This is a genomic window from Loktanella sp. 3ANDIMAR09, assembly GCF_001420005.1.
In the GTDB taxonomy this organism is placed as follows: Bacteria; Pseudomonadota; Alphaproteobacteria; order Rhodobacterales; family Rhodobacteraceae; genus Loktanella.
Window position 1 is genome coordinate 24673 of record NZ_LJAK01000005.1, and the last position, 18478, is coordinate 43150.

The 18478-nt window shown below is 63.4% G+C and carries 21 protein-coding genes and 1 tRNA gene; 14 read left to right on the top strand and 8 right to left on the bottom strand.

The window, feature by feature from the left end; genetic code table 11:
• From AN189_RS09025 to rsmA, 3 genes are read left to right on the top strand one after another with little or no spacing between them, the layout of a single operon-like run.
• Positions 1–1206: a peptidylprolyl isomerase gene (locus AN189_RS09025; protein ID WP_056034387.1), complete on the top strand. Its 1206-nt coding sequence runs from the start codon at positions 1–3 to the stop codon at positions 1204–1206.
• On the top strand, positions 1203–2177 hold the full coding sequence (gene pdxA / locus AN189_RS09030) for a 4-hydroxythreonine-4-phosphate dehydrogenase PdxA (protein WP_056034389.1): 975 nt from the start codon (positions 1203–1205) through the stop codon (positions 2175–2177). Before AN189_RS09025 ends, pdxA begins: the two co-directional genes overlap by 4 nt.
• Before the next feature lie 48 nt (positions 2178–2225).
• Entirely contained in the window at positions 2226–3065 is an 840-nt protein-coding gene (gene rsmA, locus AN189_RS09035) for a 16S rRNA (adenine(1518)-N(6)/adenine(1519)-N(6))-dimethyltransferase RsmA (protein ID WP_056034393.1), read from the top strand.
• A 22-nt stretch (positions 3066–3087) separates the two neighbouring features.
• Here the strand turns inward: rsmA and AN189_RS09040 are convergent, their stop codons facing one another.
• From AN189_RS09040 to AN189_RS09060, 5 genes are all read right to left on the bottom strand, one after another.
• A complete protein-coding gene (locus AN189_RS09040) occupies positions 3088–3669 on the bottom strand; it encodes a DUF4167 domain-containing protein (RefSeq protein WP_056034397.1) in 582 nt (193 codons plus the stop codon).
• Positions 3670–3863: 194 nt separating this feature from the next.
• Positions 3864–4712 (bottom strand): peptide chain release factor N(5)-glutamine methyltransferase, encoded by an 849-nt coding sequence (gene prmC, locus AN189_RS09045; RefSeq protein ID WP_056034400.1) that lies wholly within the window; start codon positions 4710–4712, stop codon positions 3864–3866.
• Positions 4709–5770, bottom strand: a complete 1062-nt coding sequence (gene prfA / locus AN189_RS09050) for a peptide chain release factor 1 (RefSeq protein ID WP_056034403.1) — start codon at positions 5768–5770, stop codon at positions 4709–4711. The genes prmC and prfA overlap by 4 nt, the downstream gene beginning before the upstream one ends.
• Before the next feature lie 31 nt (positions 5771–5801).
• A complete protein-coding gene (locus AN189_RS09055; protein ID WP_056034406.1) occupies positions 5802–6263 on the bottom strand; it encodes a DUF1499 domain-containing protein in 462 nt (153 codons plus the stop codon).
• Between the two features lie 78 nt (positions 6264–6341).
• Positions 6342–7493: a M20 aminoacylase family protein gene (locus tag AN189_RS09060; protein WP_056034409.1), complete on the bottom strand. Its 1152-nt coding sequence runs from the start codon at positions 7491–7493 to the stop codon at positions 6342–6344.
• Between the two features lie 60 nt (positions 7494–7553).
• Here AN189_RS09060 and mazG point away from each other — a divergent pair, with 60 nt between their 5' ends.
• Together mazG and AN189_RS09070 are read left to right on the top strand one after the other, a co-directional pair.
• Positions 7554–8372: a nucleoside triphosphate pyrophosphohydrolase gene (gene mazG / locus AN189_RS09065; protein ID WP_056034412.1), complete on the top strand. Its 819-nt coding sequence runs from the start codon at positions 7554–7556 to the stop codon at positions 8370–8372.
• Between the two features lie 60 nt (positions 8373–8432).
• The gene (locus AN189_RS09070) at positions 8433–9437 is read left to right on the top strand and encodes a Fe(3+) ABC transporter substrate-binding protein (protein ID WP_056034415.1); all 1005 of its coding nucleotides are present in this window, start codon (positions 8433–8435) and stop codon (positions 9435–9437) included.
• 98 nt (positions 9438–9535) lie between these two features.
• Here the strand turns inward: AN189_RS09070 and AN189_RS09075 are convergent, their stop codons facing one another.
• Together AN189_RS09075 and AN189_RS09080 are read right to left on the bottom strand one after the other, a co-directional pair.
• Positions 9536–11347, bottom strand: a complete 1812-nt coding sequence (locus tag AN189_RS09075; protein WP_056034418.1) for an ABC-F family ATP-binding cassette domain-containing protein — start codon at positions 11345–11347, stop codon at positions 9536–9538.
• A gap of 69 nt (positions 11348–11416) precedes the next feature.
• A complete protein-coding gene (locus tag AN189_RS09080) occupies positions 11417–12142 on the bottom strand; it encodes a GNAT family N-acetyltransferase (protein WP_056034421.1) in 726 nt (241 codons plus the stop codon).
• Between the two features lie 67 nt (positions 12143–12209).
• Here AN189_RS09080 and msrB point away from each other — a divergent pair, with 67 nt between their 5' ends.
• Positions 12210–12605: a peptide-methionine (R)-S-oxide reductase MsrB gene (gene msrB, locus AN189_RS09085; RefSeq protein ID WP_056035010.1), complete on the top strand. Its 396-nt coding sequence runs from the start codon at positions 12210–12212 to the stop codon at positions 12603–12605.
• A 41-nt stretch (positions 12606–12646) separates the two neighbouring features.
• Here msrB and AN189_RS09090 read toward each other — a convergent pair whose 3' ends face one another.
• Positions 12647–13120, bottom strand: a complete 474-nt coding sequence (locus tag AN189_RS09090; protein WP_056034423.1) for an outer membrane protein assembly factor BamE — start codon at positions 13118–13120, stop codon at positions 12647–12649.
• An 83-nt stretch (positions 13121–13203) separates the two neighbouring features.
• On the opposite strand from AN189_RS09090, the gene AN189_RS09095 reads away from it, so the two are divergent.
• The 8 genes from AN189_RS09095 (at position 13204) to AN189_RS09130 (ending at position 18478) form a co-directional block, all read left to right on the top strand.
• Positions 13204–13767 (top strand): DUF177 domain-containing protein, encoded by a 564-nt coding sequence (locus AN189_RS09095; protein ID WP_056035012.1) that lies wholly within the window; start codon positions 13204–13206, stop codon positions 13765–13767.
• A 162-nt stretch (positions 13768–13929) separates the two neighbouring features.
• Positions 13930–14130, top strand: a complete 201-nt coding sequence (gene rpmF, locus AN189_RS09100; protein WP_056034425.1) for a 50S ribosomal protein L32 — start codon at positions 13930–13932, stop codon at positions 14128–14130.
• Positions 14131–14151: 21 nt separating this feature from the next.
• Entirely contained in the window at positions 14152–15234 is a 1083-nt protein-coding gene (gene plsX / locus AN189_RS09105; protein ID WP_056034429.1) for a phosphate acyltransferase PlsX, read from the top strand.
• A complete protein-coding gene (locus tag AN189_RS09110; protein WP_056034432.1) occupies positions 15231–16202 on the top strand; it encodes a beta-ketoacyl-ACP synthase III in 972 nt (323 codons plus the stop codon). The genes plsX and AN189_RS09110 overlap by 4 nt, the downstream gene beginning before the upstream one ends.
• Positions 16203–16286: 84 nt before the next feature.
• Positions 16287–16589 carry an integration host factor subunit alpha gene (ihfA, locus tag AN189_RS09115; RefSeq protein WP_083484339.1) on the top strand — a complete coding sequence of 101 codons (303 nt, stop codon included), beginning with the start codon at positions 16287–16289 and terminating at the stop codon, positions 16587–16589.
• Positions 16590–16593: 4 nt separating this feature from the next.
• Positions 16594–17205 (top strand): MerR family transcriptional regulator, encoded by a 612-nt coding sequence (locus AN189_RS18780; RefSeq protein ID WP_083484340.1) that lies wholly within the window; start codon positions 16594–16596, stop codon positions 17203–17205.
• A 63-nt stretch (positions 17206–17268) separates the two neighbouring features.
• Positions 17269–17345 (top strand) — tRNA-Pro (locus AN189_RS09125).
• A gap of 50 nt (positions 17346–17395) precedes the next feature.
• Positions 17396–18478: a 2'-deoxycytidine 5'-triphosphate deaminase gene (locus AN189_RS09130; protein ID WP_083484349.1), complete on the top strand. Its 1083-nt coding sequence runs from the start codon at positions 17396–17398 to the stop codon at positions 18476–18478.

Sequence of the window (18478 nt, forward strand, 5' to 3'; positions counted from 1 at the left end):
ATGCGCCTGACCACAATCCTGACCAGCCTTGTTCTGGCATGTGCCACGCCCGCAATTGCACAGGACCGGTTCGCGCCGGTGATCACGGTCAACGATGCGGCGATCACCGCCTATGAGCTGGACCAGCGTGCCCGGATGCTGCAATTGTTCCGCACGCCCGGCAATCTGACCGAACTCGCACGCGAGCAGCTGATCGAGGAACGGCTCAAGGCCGCCGAGCTGGACCGCCGCCGCATCCGCCTGTCGGCCGAAAACCTGGCGACCGAGGTCGATGCCTTTGCCGCGCGGGCCAATCTGACCACAGACCAGTTCATCCAGCTACTGAACCAGAACGGCGTCGACCGTGCGACACTGGAACAATTCGTGGCCATCGGCGTCAGCTGGCGCGACTACATCCGCCTGCGGTTCGGCAGTCAGGCCGAAATCTCGGACGAAGAAGTCCGTCGCGCGATGCGCCAGCCCGGCAGCAACCCCGATGCCATCGAGGTGCTGCTGTCGGAAATCATCATTCCTGCCCCGCCGCCCGAGGCAGCCCGCGCGAATGCCATTGCAAACCAGATTTCGCAAACCCGGTCGACGGCCGTGTTCGAAAACGCCGCCCGCCAGTATTCGGCGCTACCCAGCCGGAACAATGGCGGCCGCCTGAACTGGCTACCGCTGTCGAACTATCCGCCCGCACTTCAGGGTTTGCTGGGCAGCCTTGCCCCCGGTGAGGTGACGCAGCCGATCCTGATTCCCAACGGTGTGGCCCTGTTCCAGTCGCGTGGCATCCGCGAGGTGCCGCAACCGCGCCCTGCGCCGACGGCGATAGACTATGCGATGTTCGGCCTGCCGGGTGGCACGACCGAGGCCGGACTGGCCGCGGCACAGGCGCTGGATGCGCGCACCGACACCTGTGACGATCTATACGGCGCGGCCCGTGGCCTGCCGCAGGACATCCTGGCACGCCAGACCGCCAGCCCCGACAGCATCCCGCAGGATGTGGCGCTGGAACTGGCGCGGCTGGACCCGGGCGAGGCATCATGGAACCTGACCCGTGACAACGGGCAGACCCGCATTTACCTGATGCTGTGTGATCGCACCCTGGCGGGTGCCGAAAACAACGACCCCGACGCGGTGCGCAACGCGCTGCGCAGTCAGCGTCTGGGTGGGTTTGCCGATGCCTTGTTGGCGGATCTGCGGGCTGCGGCCACGATCCGTCCGTGACCGCCAGACCCATCGTCATCAGCTGCGGCGAACCTGCCGGCATCGGACCAGAGGTCGCGGCCAAGGCCTGGGCCGCCCTGGGGCGCGACATGGCCTTGGCCTGGATCGGCGACCCTGCGCATCTGCCAGCGGGCACGCCCGTGAGGGTCATCACAGACCTGTCAGAGGTGGTCGGTCCCTGCGCCGATGCGCTGCCCGTACTGGCGCGAGATTTCGGCAGCCCGCGCACGCCGGGCCGCGCTGATCCTGCCCATGCCAAGGGTGTGCTGAACGCGATTGCAGACGGCGTGACACTGGCTGCAAGCGGCAAGGCGGATGCCATCTGCACAGCCCCGATCCACAAGGCGGCCCTGATCGACGGCGCCGATTTTGCCTACCCCGGTCATACGGAGTTTCTGTCCGCCCTTGCCGGTGACGTGCCCGTTGTCATGATGCTGGCCTGCGACAGTCTGCGCGTTGTGCCTGCCACCATTCACATTCCGCTGCGGGCGGTGCCTGCCGCGTTGACCCCGGACCTGCTGCGCGGTGTCATCACCGTCACGCACAGCGGGCTGATCCGCGATTTCGGCATCAAGGATCCGGTCATCGCCGTCGCAGGGTTGAACCCCCACGCGGGCGAGGACGGCAAGATCGGTACTGAAGAGCTGGATTTCATCACCGCCGTGCTGGACGAGATGCGGGCTGATGGCATCAAGCTGACGGGCCCACTGCCTGCGGATACCATGTTCCACGCGGCAGCGCGCAAGCACTATGACGCGGCGATCTGCATGTACCACGACCAGGCGCTGATCCCGATCAAGACGATCGATTTTGCAGGCGGCGTGAATGTGACGTTGGGACTGCCCTTTGTGCGGACCTCGCCGGATCACGGCACCGCGTTCGATATCGCAGGCAAGGGTGTGGCTGATCCGACCTCGATGATCGCGGCCTTGCGGATGGCGCGCAGCATGGCTGACGCCCGTGCAATTTGACCCTGCGGGACGCCTGCCGCGGGCGAGTATTTAAGGCAAGATGATACGATGAGCCAGATTGATGGACTGCCCCCCCTGCGTGACGTGATTACGCGTCACGGTATCGCGGCGAAAAAATCCCTGGGGCAGAATTTCCTGCTGGACCTGAACCTGACGGCGAAAATCGCGCGGCTGGCCGGTGATCTGACCGGCGCGGATGTGCTGGAAATCGGGCCGGGACCGGGGGGGCTGACCCGTGGTCTGCTGGCCGAAGGCGCGCGCCGGGTCGTGGCGATCGAAAAGGATACGCGCTGCATTGCTGCGCTCGAGGAGATCGCCGCGATCTATCCCGGCCAGCTGCAGATCGTGAACGGTGACGCGCTGGAGGTGGATACCACGGCCCTGTTGAGGCCACCGGTCAAGATCGCGGCCAACCTGCCCTATAACGTCGGCACGGAACTGCTGGTGCGCTGGTTGACGCCGCCCAGCTGGCCGCCGTTCTGGGAGAGTCTGACGCTGATGTTCCAGCGCGAGGTGGCGCAACGTATCGTGGCCGCGCCGGGATCAAAGACCTATGGCAGGCTGGCGATCCTGTCCCAGTGGCGCACCGATCCCGCGATCGTGCTGGACCTGCCGCCCGAGGCCTTTACGCCCGCGCCCAAGGTCAGTTCCGCCGTGGTGCACCTGCGCGCCCTGCCCGCACCGCGCTATCCGGCTGATCCCGATGTGCTGAACCGCGTGGTGGCAACGGCGTTCAACCAGCGGCGCAAGATGCTGCGGTCGGCGCTCAAACCGCTGGGCCCGGATACAGAGGATCGCCTGAACCACGCAGGCATCAAGCCCACGGCGCGGGCCGAGGAGATCGATCTGGAAGGGTTCTGCGCGCTGGCCCGGGCCTATACGGCCTAGGCGCCGGGATCACATGCCGATGTTATTCGGACGGTGCTGCATCGGCGTTGCTGCTGTCTTCTGACGCCTCGGGCTTGGGTTTGGGCTTGCGCGGGGCACGCGGCTTGCGCTTGGGCTTGTCCTGCGCAGGCTGATCGTCCGATTTCGCCTCTGGTGTTTCGACCAGACCGCTGTCGGCGCTGTCGTCGCTGCCATTTGCCGCGTCTTCCTGCGCGCGCAGGCGTTCGTTGCGTTCACGGTCCCGTTCGGCCTGACGCTGGCGGTTCAGTTCTTCTTGTTCGGCGCGTTCCTTGTCGCGTTCGGCCTGACGCTGACGATTTTGTTCTTCTTGTTCCTCGCGCTGGCGATCGACCTCTTTCTGGGCCTCCGACAACATGCGCGTGTAATGTTCTGCGTGCTGGGCAAAGTTTTCGGCGTTCACGCGGTCATTGGACAGCTGCGCATCACGGTGCAGCTGGTTGTATTTGTCGATGATCTGTTGCGGGGTGCCGCGCACCTTGCCGTCGGGACCGCTGCTGTCAAAGACACGGTTGATGAGGCTGCCGCCGGACGGACGGGGGTTGCGGTTCTTATTGTTCCGCGAACGGGACTTCGAAGATCTCATGTGTGAACTCTCAGCAAGCCGAATAGGCTTCGTTACGCTTATCGATCCAGCCGCGCAAAAGCGCGATTTCGGGACCGGGCGGTGTCTGACGACGTACCGGGGGGAATGCTGCGCACTCGTCCCCGCGGTGCCTGTCACAAACCATGTTGTGCCGCGTGTGACAAGCAGATTCGGTGAAAACCGATGAAAAGCCCTTAATTCCGCAGTTTTCGGCCAAAAACGACACGGTCGCGGCCATCCAGATCACGGTGCACGGTGATTCCCGTCAATCCGGCCGCAGTCATCAGGTCGGACACGTCCTGCGCCTGGGTGGGTCCGATTTCGACCAGCACTGCGCCGCCACCGGACAGATGCGCAGGTGCCGCGCGGATGATGGCGCGGTAGGCGCCCAACCCGTCACCTTCGTCTGTGAGCGCCATACGCGGCTCGTAGAGGCCCACATCCGGTGCGAGGTCCGCGACCTCGTCCAGCGCGATATAGGGTGGGTTCGATACGATCAGATCAAAGGCCGCACAGCTGACCGGCAGGGCATCAAGCCAGTCGCCATCGTGGAACTGGACCCGGTCGCCCAGTCGCAGATCACCGGCATTGCGCATCGCCACGGCAAGTGCGGCTCGGGACAGATCGGTGCCGATACCAAAGGTCCCTGCCCGGCGTTCTGCAAGCAAAGTCAACAAGATACAGCCCGATCCCGTGCCAAGGTCCAGCACGCGGGTCCAGGGCAATGCAAGGGCCTGTTCGATCAGAACCTCGGTTTCGGGGCGCGGGTCCAGTACATCGGGGGTCACGGCGAAACGCCGCCCGTAGAACTGACGCACACCGGTCAGATGCGACACCGGCACGCGCCTGCTGCGCTGGTCGATCAGGTCATCGAACAGGCGCGTCAGGCCGGCTGGTGCCGTGTCCGCACCGATCAGCGACAAGCGTGCGGTCTCTACCCCGAGGATATGGGCCAATAGACGCCGCGCATCGCGCGCGGGGTCGGGAATACCGCCAAGGGTGAGTTTCTTTGTGGCCTGTCGCAGGACCTGGTCCCAGGTCATGCCCCGTTGCCCATTTCAGCAAGCAATGTCGCCTGGGCGTCCGATTGCAGCGCGTCGATCACTGTATCCAGATCGCCCTGCAACACCTGCCCCAGCGCATAAAGCGTGAGGTTGATCCGGTGATCCGTCAGGCGACCTTGCGGGAAATTATAGGTACGAATCCGCTCGGAGCGGTCGCCAGTGCCGACCATCGCCTTGCGATCAGCGGACCGCGCGCCGTCGATACGCTGGCGTTCAAGGTCGAACAATCGGGTCCGCAACACCTGCATCGCGATCTCTCGGTTGCGGTGCTGGGATTTTTCAGCGCTGACGACGATGATTCCCGTGGGAATATGGGTGATGCGTACAGCGGAATCGGTGGTGTTCACGTGCTGGCCACCCGCGCCACTGGCGCGCATCGTGTCGATGCGGATGTCGTTCGGTGCGATCTGCACATCGACCTCTTCGGCCTCTGGCAGCACGGCCACCGTGGCGGCAGAGGTATGGATACGCCCCCCGCTTTCGGTTTCGGGGACGCGCTGCACGCGGTGCACGCCGGATTCGTATTTCATGCGGGCAAAGACACCCTCGCCCGCGATCCGCGCGGTCACTTCCTTGATCCCGCCCAGCTCTGTCTGGCTTTCTTCGAGGATCTCGAATTTCCAGCCGCGCGCCTCGGCATAGCGTTGGTACATCCGCAACAGGTCGCCCGCGAACAACGATGCCTCGTCCCCGCCCGTGCCCGGCCGGATTTCCAGCAGCGCCGGGCGCGCGTCCGCGGCATCCTTGGGCAAGAGTGCCAGCCGCACATCCTTTTCCGATGTGGCCAGCGCCGCGCGCAGGTCAGGCAGTTCCATTTCCGCCAGTTCCCGCATTTCGGGGTCCGCCAGCATCGCCTCGGCATCGGCGATCTGGTTTTGCAGCGACTGGTATTGCTGCACCGTATCGACGACCGGTTTGAGGTCGGCGTATTCCTTGGCCAGGGCCGCGATATCGGCACCGGCCATGTCGCCTGACATCCGGGCCTCCAGAAACTGGAAGCGGTCGATAATCTGGGCCATGCGGTCTGTAGGGATCATGCCCGTCAGGTGGCGGGTTTCGCGCCAATCGTCAAGAGAGCGGAACCACCAGCGCCCCCATCTGGGTCAGCCATTCGCGCACCCGCGCCTGATTCACGCCCATGTCGCTCTTGCCGAAACGCGATTGCGCATGGATCACCAGCAGCGGTTCGGCCTCATCGGTGACGGTCACAGTGGTATAGTCGGGGTATCCCATCAGCCGCGAGCGTGTCTCGAAGGTCAGCAGGTTCTCCGCGACACTGCCTGCAATGAGCGTCGTGTCGTCGCGCGTTTCCGACAAGGTGACAAACGCCTGAAGCATTCCCTGCGGCGCGGTCGTGATGAAACGCGCCGCGGTAAAGCTGTTTTCCCCGGTCACGTCCGTGGGCTCGGTCGCGGCAGGGGCCACGTGAAACCGCGCAACATCGGTCGGGGACAGCCGCACGTAGGCGGCAAACGCCAGAACAGCGACAACGATGACGAGCACGATGGTCAGGGCAGCAGTTTTCAGCATGGGATGCCTTTCAGAACGACGGGCCACGGATCGGGCGTTGGCCCAGACATAGGGCTGCAAGGCGCGCACGCCAAGGCATCAGAGCGGCAACGCGCGTTCGATCAACCGTGCAAAGAAAGATGCACCATAGGCTGTTGTGTCATCGTTGTAGTCATATCGGGGGTGATGCAGTCCCGCGCTGTCGCCATTGCCGACGAACAGATAGGCACCCGGCCGGGCCTGCAGCATGTGGGAAAAATCCTCGGCCCCCATCTCGCGCGTGGCATTGGCGTCGCATTTGCTGACCTCTGCCGCGACGCTGGCGGCAAAGGCAGCACAACGCGGATCGTTGATCGTGGCGGGATCACCGTTGCCATAATCCAGGGTGGCGGTGACACCGAAACTGGCCGCCTGCCCGGTCACGATGTCCTGCAACCGCGTCATCACCATGGCCTGCACCGCCGGATCAAAGGTGCGCACGGTGCCGTTGATCATTGCCGTATCGGGAATGACGTTGAACACGGACCCCGCGTGGATCTGCGTCACCGACACCACCAGATCGTCCAGCGCATAATGGTTGCGGCTGACGATGGTCTGGATCGCCTGCACCATGCTGACAGCAGCACTGATCGGATCGACGGTATCATGCGGCATCGCCGCGTGACCGCCCTTGCCGCTGATGTGGATGCTGAATTCATCCACCGCCGCCATGATCGGTCCCGGTGTCGTATAGAATTCGCCAACCGGAATGCCCGGCGCGTTGTGCAGGGCATAAACCTCTGCGATATCAAAGGTGTCAAAGATTCCCGCATCGCACATGACCTTGGCCCCGGACCCGCCCTCTTCGGCCGGCTGAAAGATGAGCGCGACACGACCCGCGAAATTACGCGTCTCGGCCAGATATTTTGCCGCCGCCAGCAGCATCGTCGTATGGCCGTCATGACCACAGGCATGCATGGCACCGGCATGGGTGCTGGCGTGATCCAGTCCCGTCTCCTCGGTCATGGGCAGGGCATCCATATCGGCACGCAGGCCGATGGTGCGCCCGGCACCCTGCCCGTTGATGATGGCCACGATCCCGGTTTCCGCAATGCCCGTGTGCACCTCATCCACGCCGATCTCTGCCAGCCTGTCCGCGACAAAGGCTGCGGTCTGGTGCAGGTCGAACCGCACCTCGGGGATGCTGTGCAGGTGTCGCCGCCAGGTGGTCAGTGTCGGCTGGAAATCGGCGATGGAATTGAGGACGGGCATGGCTGGCACTCTGCGCTGGGGGAACCTACGGTGTTGTCGACCAGAACAAAGGCCCCTGCAATGCCCGACGACACCTTGATCAACGACCCCGACGGCGGAATGCCGCGCCTGCTGGAAATCATGCGCCGCCTGCGTGACCCCGAAACGGGCTGTCCTTGGGACATCGCACAGGATTTCGCCAGCATCGCGCCCTACACCATCGAAGAAGCCTACGAGGTGGCGGATGCCATCGAACGCGAGGCCTGGTCCGAACTGGAGGGCGAGTTGGGCGATCTGCTGTTCCAATCCGTGTTCCACGCCCAAATGGCGTCAGAGGCGGGGCATTTCGGTTTCGACGACGTGGTGCGTAACATCGCGGACAAGATGGTGGCGCGGCATCCGCATATCTTTGGTGACGAATCGCGGGACAAATCCGCCGAACAGCAGACCGTCGACTGGGAACGGGTCAAGGCCGCCGAACGCGGCAACGCCCGCACGCTGGACGGTGTGGCTCTGGGCCTGCCTGCCCTGATGCGCGCCGTCAAACTGCAAAAACGCGCAGCACGGGTGGGCTTTGACTGGCCCGATACAGCGCAGGTCGTGGACAAGATCGCGGAAGAAGCCGCCGAACTGGTCGAGGCCCGCGACACGCTGACACAGCAAAAGGTAGCCGAGGAATATGGCGACCTGTTGTTTGTCATGGCCAACCTCGGGCGTCATCTGGGCGTAGACCCCGAAGAGGCGCTGCGCGCCGCCAACGGAAAATTCACAAGACGTTTCAACATGATCGAGGACGCTCTTGCGGCCAGTGGACGCACGCCAGACGACAGTGACCTGGCCGAAATGGACGCGCTATGGGATGCGGCAAAAGCGGCGGAGCGATCCCGAGTAAAAGAATAGGGTATTGACCCGATCAAAAGAGTCGGGTTTAGAAAGCGGCATCAACGCAAGGAGAGACCCATGACGATCCGCACCCTTTTGATGGCCACCGCAGCAACGGCGATTGCAGCGCCCGCACTGGCCGATGTCACCATCTACACCACCCGCCAGCCCGAGCTGATTCAGCCGGTCATGGACGCCTTTACCGCCGACACCGGCATCGCCGTGAACCTGGAATTCGTCAACGAAGCCCTGATCGAACGGCTCAAGGCCGAGGGTGCCCGTTCCCCTGCCGATCTGGTCATGGACGTCGATATCGCCAACCTGCAACGCGTCGTGGACGAAGGCGTGACCCAGCCCGTCGACAGCCAGGTGCTGATGGACGCCATTCCCGCCAGCCTGCGCAGTGACGACAACCAGTGGTTCGGTCTGACGACCCGCGCCCGGATCGTCTATGCCAGCAAGGACCGCGTGGCCGATGGCGAAATCACCACCTACGAAGACCTGACCGACCCCAAGTGGGCTGGCCGCATCTGCACCCGGTCTGGCCTGAACAACTATAACCTGGCGCTGCTGTCGGCTGTCATTGCACACCACGGCGAAGAAGCGGCCAAGGAATGGGCCGAAGGCATCAAGGCCAACCTCGCCCGCAAGCCCGAAGGCAATGACCGCGCGCAGGTCAAGGCGATCTGGGCCGGTGAATGCGACATCAGCCTGGGCAACACCTATTACATGGGCAAGATGCTCGAGGATACAGAGCAGACCGAATGGGCCAATTCCGTGCGGATCGTGTTCCCCGAATTCGAGGACGGCGGCACCCATGTGAACGTCTCCGGCATCGCGATGACGCAAAGCGCGCCGAACAAGGAAGAAGCGCTGCAACTGATGGAATACCTCGTCAGCCCCGCCGCACAGGCGATCTATGCAGAGGAAAACCACGAATATCCCGTGCTGGCCTCGGCCGAGCTGTCCGACCTGGTGGCATCCTGGGGTGAATACACTGCCGATGACGTCGACCTGAGCGAGCTTGCAGGCCACCGCGCGACGGCACTGCGCATCGTCGAAGAAGTGAACTTTGACGGCTAAATAGCGAGTATATCTATAAAAAAAAGGCCGCGCAGGATGATCCTGCGCGGCCTTTTTCGTTTCTTGTCAATTGGCGTCGTGGTCCGGTCGGACGGCCGTTATTCCTGCGCTTTCTCTTCCAGCTCCAGCCACTCCGCCTCTGCCTCTTCCAGTTTGGCGTGGCGGTCGGTCAGGGCATCGGTGGCCTTTTCGAACTTGATCGGGTTCTGGGTGAACAGATCGGGGTCGGCCATCAGCTCTTCCAGTTTGGCAATCTCGGCCTCGAGCCGTGCAATCACGGCGGGCAGCTCTTCCAGACGGTGCTTTTCGGTGAATGACAGGCCCGTCTTGCGCGCGACCTGCTGGTTCTGTTTTCCCTTGGTAGACAATGGCTTGCCCACCGAACTTGGGGCCTTGACGCGGTCGCCGCGCTGGGCCTGATAATCGGTCCAGCCGCCCGCATAGACCGTCGCGCGACCGTCGCCTTCCATCGCGACCGTGGTGGTGGCGGTCCGGTCCAGAAAATCACGGTCGTGGCTGACCAGCAGCACGGTGCCGTCGTATTCGCCCAGCAAATCCTGCAACAGATCCAGCGTTTCGATGTCCAGATCGTTGGTCGGCTCGTCGAGGATCAGCAGGTTGGACGGTTTGGCCATCAGGCGAGCCAGCAGCAATCGCGCCTTTTCCCCACCTGACAGCGCCCGCACCGGCGCGCGGGCCTGCGCCTCGTCGAACAGGAACTCCTTGAGGTAGCCGACCACATGCTTTGGCGTGCCGCGCACCATGATCTGGTCGGCCTTGCCGCTGACACCCATTTCGGGGTCGTTCACCAGATTGTCCCACAGCGTCATGTCAGGATCCAGCTGCGCGCGCGACTGGTCAAAGACCGCAATTTCGAGGTTGGTGCCCAGCTTGACCTGACCTTGATCGGGTTCAACTTGGCCCAGCAACATTTTGATCAGCGTTGTTTTTCCAACGCCATTGGGTCCGACAAAGGCGATCCGGTCGCCGCGCTGCACGGTCAGGTCAAGGCCCTGCACGATGGTCTTGTCGTTGAACGCCTTGTGCAGGCCGAATGCTTCCATCACCTTCTTGCCGGATGTGGGTCCGCCCTCAAAGGCCATGGCGGCGGTGCCTTGCCGTTTGATCTGGCTCGCCCGTTCAGCGCGCAATTCCTGCAGCGCGCGCACACGGCCCTGATTGCGTTTGCGGCGTGCGGAAATGCCTTCGACAGCCCAGCGGGCCTCTGACTTGATCTTGCGGTTCAGTTTGTGGCGCTGCTGGTCCTCGTCTTCCCAGATCTTGTCGCGCCAGGCCTCGAATCCGTCGAACCCTTCTTCGGCGCGGCGCACTTGCCCGCGGTCGATCCACAGCGTCGCACGGGTCAGATTGCGCAGAAACGCCCGGTCGTGCGAGATCAGCACAAATCCCGCACGCGTCGATTTCAGCTCATTTTCCAGCCAGGCAATCGCCTCGATATCAAGGTGGTTGGTCGGTTCGTCCAGCAGCATCAGTTCCGGCGCCTCGGCCATCAGCTTGGCCAGGGCCGCGCGACGGCGTTCACCACCCGATGCGGTGGCAACCAGCCCGTTTGGGTCGAATTTCAGACCTTCGGCCACCATGTCGACGCGGTAGGCCTCGTCCGCGTCCATGCCGGATGCGGCGTATTCGCCCAGCGTCTCGAACCCTTCCATCGTCGGGTCCTGTTCCATGTATCCCACGCTGACGCCGGGGGCGGATACGCAGGTGCCGGAATCGGCCTCGACCAGGCCGGCCATGACCTTCATCAGGGTGGATTTGCCGGACCCGTTGCGCCCCACAAGGGCCACCCGGTCACCGGGTTGGACCACCAGTGAGAGGTCTTCGAAAATGGGATCGCCGCCAAATGTCAGGGCAATCTCGGAGAGCTGGAGTAAGGGTGTGCGTGCCATGGCTGCCAGCTACGCACGGTTGCGGCAACGCGCAAGGGGGCCCGTCTGGTTAGCGCGCAGATTCTGGTGTCAGACCACAAGGCGGCGCAGGGCGCTGGCACGTATGGCCGGAATGCGGTCCACCTCGACGCAGGTAAAGACGTGCACGGTATCCATCGCCGCATCTATGACGGCATGATCGCTGACCCAACCGCCCAGCCCCAGATAGCTGCGCAGCAGTGGCGGCAGGCTGGCGACAGCGCGCCTGCGGTCGGTCACCTGCCCGCCCAACGGCACGGTGGTCGTCGCCGCACGCAAGGGGCGCATCCTATCCGGTCCGACATGATGGCGACCCAACACCGCCAATGCGGCGGCATGGCGCGCAGGATCGGACCCGGCCAAGGATGTGCAGCCGATCATCAGACCGATGCCCGCACGGTCAACCAATCCCGCCAGCGCGCCCAGTGCCACCCGCATCACATGGGCGTCCAGCGCACCCGCACCGATGCAGAATCGCCCGATTTCCAGAACCGGCGCGGGATAATCACGCAAGGGTGACAGATCATAGCTTTGCGCCGTCAGCGTCCGGTCCAGATCGCGCCCGTCGTCCACCAGCAAGGTGCGCAAGGTGCCCCGCAGCACACCGTCCTGTTCGATCATCAGGTGATCGCAGATCGCGTCATGCCCATCGCTGTCGCAACCGTCCGTGCCGAAAAAACAACGGTGCCGCAGCATCTGACAGGCCAGCAGATCGACGGGCCCCGCAGCAGCCCGCACAGTCAGCGGGGGGGATTGCGTGTCATATGGGACGTTCATGGCCTCTCCTTGGCACAGCGTTCTGACACCCTACATAACATTCGAATATGACAAACAGGACGACAAGATGGACAAGATCATCAAATCAGACGCCGAGTGGAAGCAGGAACTCAGCCCCGAGGCCTTCAAGGTCATGCGCAAGCATGGGACTGAACGCGCTGGCACGCACGACGATTTCCCCAAGGATGCGGGGACATTCCGCTGCAAGGCCTGCGGCAATGCGCTGTTCGAGCAGGACACGAAATTCGAATCCGGCACGGGCTGGCCGTCATTCTATGCCCCCATCGACCCCGAGGCCGTGGGCGAACGCGAGGACCGCAGCCTGTTCATGCGCCGCACAGAGGTGCATTGCGCCCGCTGCGAGGGTCATCTGGGACACGTGTTTCCCGATGGCCCGGCACCGACAGGGCTGCGCTATTGTATGAATGGCGTCGCAATGACCTTCGAGCCCGACGCCGACTGATACGCCACCCGTCGCGGCACTGGCCGCGGCGGGCGCGCGGGTTACTGTCCGGGCTGGCTGATGAGATCAGCGGCCGTGACACGACCAACGCTGCCCATCAACTGACGCAGGAACGTGCTGTCTCGCACGTTGTCAGACGTGACCTCACGCGACAGCGTGACCACGCGACCGTCCTCAAGCCCGAAACGTTCGATGTTTTCCAGCGTGCCGTTGGGGGTGAAACTGATCGCCAGCACCTGCCGGTCGGTTTCGACCGGGGCCGCCGCCCCGCGGGTGACAAAACGGCTTTGGACATAATAGAGGCCGTCATCGCTGGTGACACCGCCGGTCACAGGGGGACCCACGGTTTCGATCACTTCGGCGCGCGTGGTCTGCCCGACGCTGAGCAGGGCCAGATCCTCTGGCACGGGAATATAGCCGTGATTGCGCACGATGGGGCTACAGGCCGCCGACAGGGCCAGACAGGCCCCTGCAATCAGCATGAAACCCTTGCGTTGCGTGGTCGTCTTGGTCATGTGCCGCCCCCTTGCGTTGGCGCAGTGCGCCCTTGTATTCCCCTTAACGAAGCCAGCCGCCCTTGCCAAGAATGGATGCCCTCATGTCGTCAGATCCCGCCCTGCCCGCCCAGATCATGCGCCTATCGGATCTGCGCAACCGCAGCGCCACCAGCTTTGAGGTGGTGCCGACGCCGACGCAACGGGACGCCATTGCGGCATCGCTCGGTATCATCGGTGTGAAAAAGCTGACGTTTGCGGGACAGATTGCGCCGCTGGGCCAGACCGATTGGCGATTGACCGCCCGCCTTGGTGCGACGGTCGTGCAGGCCTGCGTGGCCACGCTTGCCCCCGTCACGACCCGGCTGGACGAGGATGTATCACGCACCTACGCCGCCGATTTCGCCTATCCCGAGGGCGCCGAAACCGAGATGCCCGAGGATGACACCGTTGAGCCGCTACCGCAGTCGATCGATGTGGCCGCGCTGATGATCGAGGAATTGAGCCTGGCCCTTCCGCCCTTTCCCCGCGCGCCGGGGGCAGAGGTAGGTCAGGTCTTGGCCGCCGAGGACGGTGTGACGCCATTGACGGACGAGGATACCAAACCCTTTGCGGGGCTGGGCGCGTTGCGTGACAAACTGGCCAAGGGTCAGGACAACGGCGAATAGCGCCGAAAAACCACATATATCGGTTGCACTGGCGTCATTTAGCAGTATGTAGGCGGCCTTATCCGTGCCCCCTCGACAGGGCAGCGTGAATGTCCTAGGACCGCGCAAATCATTCGAACACCGGGCCACGTCACGGCCCCCCAACGTAAAATAGGGTGCGCCATGGCCGTCCAGCAGAATAAAGTCTCCAAGTCCCGCCGCAACAATCGTCGTGCGCACGATTCGCTGTCGGCGGCTAATCCCAACGAATGTGATAACTGCGGCGAGCTGAAGCGCCCGCACCACATCTGCCCGTCCTGCGGTCACTATGCGACCAAAGAAGTGGTCACTGCCGATATCGACCTGGACGAAGACGCCGCTTAAGCAGCGTTGTAGGGGGCTCGCATGGTAGCGACGGAAACCGTCACGACCGCAGACGACGCAACCCGCGTGTTATCCATCGACGCCATGGGCGGCGATAATGGGCCTGCAACGGTTGTTGCGGGCCTTGCGCTTTTCCTCAAGTCGCACCCCGGAACGCCCGTGTTGCTGCACGGACGCGCGGACGAATTGCGCCCCCTGCTGGCCACCCACGGGCTGACAGATCAGGTCACCCTGCGCGATGCGCCCGATGTGGTCACGATGCACGACAAACCCAGCCAGGTGGTGCGCCGGGGCAAACAGACCTCCATGTGGTCGGCGATCGACGCCGTGCGCAACGATGAGGCGGGCGTCGTCGTCAGCTGTGGCAACACCGGCGGGCTGATGGCCATGTCGATGCTGCGCCTGCGCAAGATCGACGGCGTGAATCGCCCTGCCATTGCCTGTCTGTGGCCATCGCGGAACCCGCAGGGGTTCAACGTGATGCTGGATGCCGGTGCTGACATCCGTGCCGATCAGGACGACCTGCTGACCTATGCGCTGATGGGCGCATCCTATGCGCGCAACGCCTTTGACCTGGTACAGCCGCGCGTCGGTCTGCTGAACGTCGGCACCGAGGAACACAAGGGCCGCGCGGAACTGAAGGTCGCGCACGAGCTTATCGCCGCGACCGCTGCCGCCGGCGAATTCGACTATACCGGTTTCGTCGAAGGCGGCGATCTGCCCGGCGATGTCTGCGACGTCATCGTGACGGACGGTTTCACCGGCAATGTCGCGCTGAAAACCGGCGAGGGAATCGCCAACCTGATTGCGGACCTCTTGCGTGAAAACCTGCGCAAGACCCCGTTCTCGATCCTGGGGGCCCTGCTTGCCCGTGGCGCATTGCGCCAGCTGAAACGCAAGGTCGATCCCCGCCGCGTCAACGGCGGCGTGTTTCTGGGCCTGACGAAAACGGTGATCAAGAGCCATGGGTCCGCCGATGCCACGGGGGTCGCCGCGGCGATCACTCTGGCGCACAGGCTGGCCGATCAGGGGTTCTCGGAACGTCTGGCCGCACGACTGGCCGCCGCCCTGCCCCATGACGACACGAAAGGATCCGACACATGACACGACGCGCCGTTGTTCAAGGTGTCGGCCACTACCTGCCTGACCGGGTGGTTGAAAACAGCCATTTCGAGGCAACACTCGATACATCCGACGCGTGGATCCGGGAACGGTCCGGCATCGAACGGCGGCATTTCGCGGCTGACGATCAGGCGACGTCGGATCTGGCAGCCTTTGCCGCACAGGCGGCGCTGGATGACGCCGGCATGACCGCTGACGAAATCGACCTGATCATCGTGGCGACATCGACCGCCGACATGACCTTTCCATCCGCTGCAACGATGGTGCAGAACAAACTGGGCATGACGCGCGGTTTCGCATTCGACGTGCAGGCCGTCTGTGCGGGTTTCGTGTTTGCGCTGGCCAATGCCGACGCATTGATCCAGTCGGGTCAGGCCAATACCGCGCTGGTGATCGGCGCAGAGACATTCAGCCGGATCATGGACTGGACCGACCGCAGCACCTGCGTGCTGTTCGGTGACGGTGCTGGTGCGCTGGTGCTACGGGCCGAGGACGGACAGGGCACGACCGACGACCGTGGCATTCTGGCGACCGACCTGAATTCGGACGGACGTTTCCGCGATCTTTTGTATGTCGATGGCGGTGTCGCCACGCAAAACACCGGCCAGCTCCGCATGGAAGGCAAGGAAGTGTTCCGCCATGCCGTCGAAAAGCTGGCCAAGACCGCCCATACCGCACTGGAAAAGGTCGGCCTGGGCGCTGACGATGTCGACTGGGTCGTGCCGCATCAGGCAAATATCCGCATCATCCAGTCCACCGCGAAACGTCTGGGCGTCGGCATGGACCGCGTCGTGGTGACCGTGCAGGATCATGGCAACACCTCTGCCGCGTCTATTCCGCTGGCGCTGTCGGTCGGCAAACAGCGCGGCCAGATCAAACCCGGCGATCTGCTTGTGACCGAGGCGATCGGTGGCGGGCTCGCCTGGGGATCGGTCATCCTGCGCTGGTAGCGATTCTTTGCGCTTGCGTCTGCACAAGGTTGACTTGCGCGGAACTCTACTTAAAGTTTTGCCGAATGCTTCGGGGGAAGAAAAATGTCTGACAAGACTCTGACGCGCATGGATTTGTCCGATGCGGTCCATGAACAGGTCGGCCTGTCGCGCAACGAAAGCGCCGATCTGGTGGAAAGCGTGCTGACGCACATATCCGACGCGCTTGTCGCAGGCGAACAGGTCAAGATTTCATCCTTTGGCACATTCAGTTGCCGCGACAAGGCGGCCCGCGTGGGCCGCAACCCCAAGACCGGCGAAGAAGTGCCCATTCATCCACGTCGGGTGCTGACGTTCCGTCCCAGCCACCTGATGAAGGAAAAGGTCGCGGCCGGAAACAAGGCCTGATCGCATGGCCAAGGCCCCCGACGCGTTTCGCACCATCAGCGAAGTGGCAGAGGCGTTGGATACGCCGACCCACGTCCTGCGGTTCTGGGAAAGCAAGTTCACACAGGTCAAACCCGTGAAACGCGCGGGCGGGCGTCGGTATTACCGGCCCGACGACCTGGCCTTGCTGGGCGGGATCAAGATCCTGCTGCATGAACAGGGCATGACGATCAAGGCCGCACAGAAAACCCTGCGCGAACAAGGGGTCAAATCCGTCAGCAAACTCTATTCCGACAGCCTGTCTGCACCGGATGACGATGGGGATGTGATCGACCACGATGACGTCCTATCCCGAGATCAGCCGCGCACAACGCCGCCTGCAGATACGCCTACGCAGGATGACACGCCGCAGGCCAACCGCGCGGCGCCCGCAACCCTCCAGCCCAATGTCGTGACCTTGCCGCGACAGGCTACGACGCGCCTGCCCGCACCTGCCGCTGCGCGTCCGGATCCCGGCCCGCGCGTGCTGGGACTTGCCGCACAGGCAGCCCAGACCGGTATCGCGCATCCCCAGCGGCTGGCCCCCCTGCTGGCCCGACTGGGTGATCTGCACCGCCGGATGACGGTCACGCAATAAATCCGCAGAACTGCGAAAACGATCCTTGCCCTCGACCGTCATTCGGGTAATTAAGCGCTCAGTCGGGCTATAGCGCAGCCTGGTAGCGCGTCCGTCTGGGGGACGGAAGGTCGCAGGTTCGAGTCCTGCTAGCCCGACCAACAAATCGCCCGTCCGCTCTTGCGGCGGGCGTTTTGCTATGGGGGTGGGCATGATTGATTTCGACACTGGCGTTCTGGCGGATCATCAGATCAGGGCCCTGATCGACGCGGGCCATGTGCAGGCCCCCGCGTTGGACGCTGGACAGATACAACCTGCATCGCTGGATCTGCGCCTCGGTGACGTGGCCTACCGTGTGCGCGCGTCGTTCCTGCCGGGCAAGACCCGCAGCGTCGCGGACCGCCTTGCGGATTTCACCATGCACGAGGTCCCGCTGACCGGCGGCGCGGTGCTGGAAAAAGGCTGCGTCTATGTCGTCCCCTTGCGGGAATCGCTGTCATTGCCGGCGGGCATGACAGCCGCGGCCAGTGCCAAATCCTCGATCGGGCGGCTGGACCTGTTGACCCGCATAATCACCGACCAGGGGACCGAATTCGACCGCGTACCTGCGGGGTATGACGGCCCGCTCTATGTCGAAATCTGCCCGCGCAGCTTTTCGGTGGTGGCGCAGCCCAGACAGATGCTGAACCAGATCATCTTTCGCAACGGCCAGACGCGGATGTCGGATGCCGATCTGCGCGCGCTCCATGCCGCATCACCGATCGTGGACTGCGACCCGGTGATTTCGGACGGCCTGGGGTTTTCCGTCGATCTGCGCCCCGACAGCGGCACCCGCGTTGGCTACCGGGCCAAACCGCATACCGGCGTCGTCGATCTGTCGCGTCTCGCGCATTATGACCCGCGCGACTACTGGGAAGAGGTCCACACCGACAGCGGCTGGATCATCCTCGACCCCGGCGCGTTCTATATCCTCGTCAGCCGCGAATCCATTGCCATCCCACCGATGCAGGCCGCCGAGATGGCCCCCTATATCGCGATGGTCGGTGAATTCCGGGTCCATTACGCGGGATTTTTCGACCCCGGTTTCGGCTGGGCCGCCGCCGGCGGCACTGGATCGCGCGGCGTGCTCGAGGTGCGCTGCCACGAAGCGCCATTTGTGCTTGAACACGGACAGACCGTGGGACGGCTGGTCTATGAACACATGTCCAGTCATCCACAGGCGCTCTACGGGCAGGACATCAAATCAAACTATCAGGGCCAGGGTCTGAAACTGTCCAAGCATTTCAGGACCTGA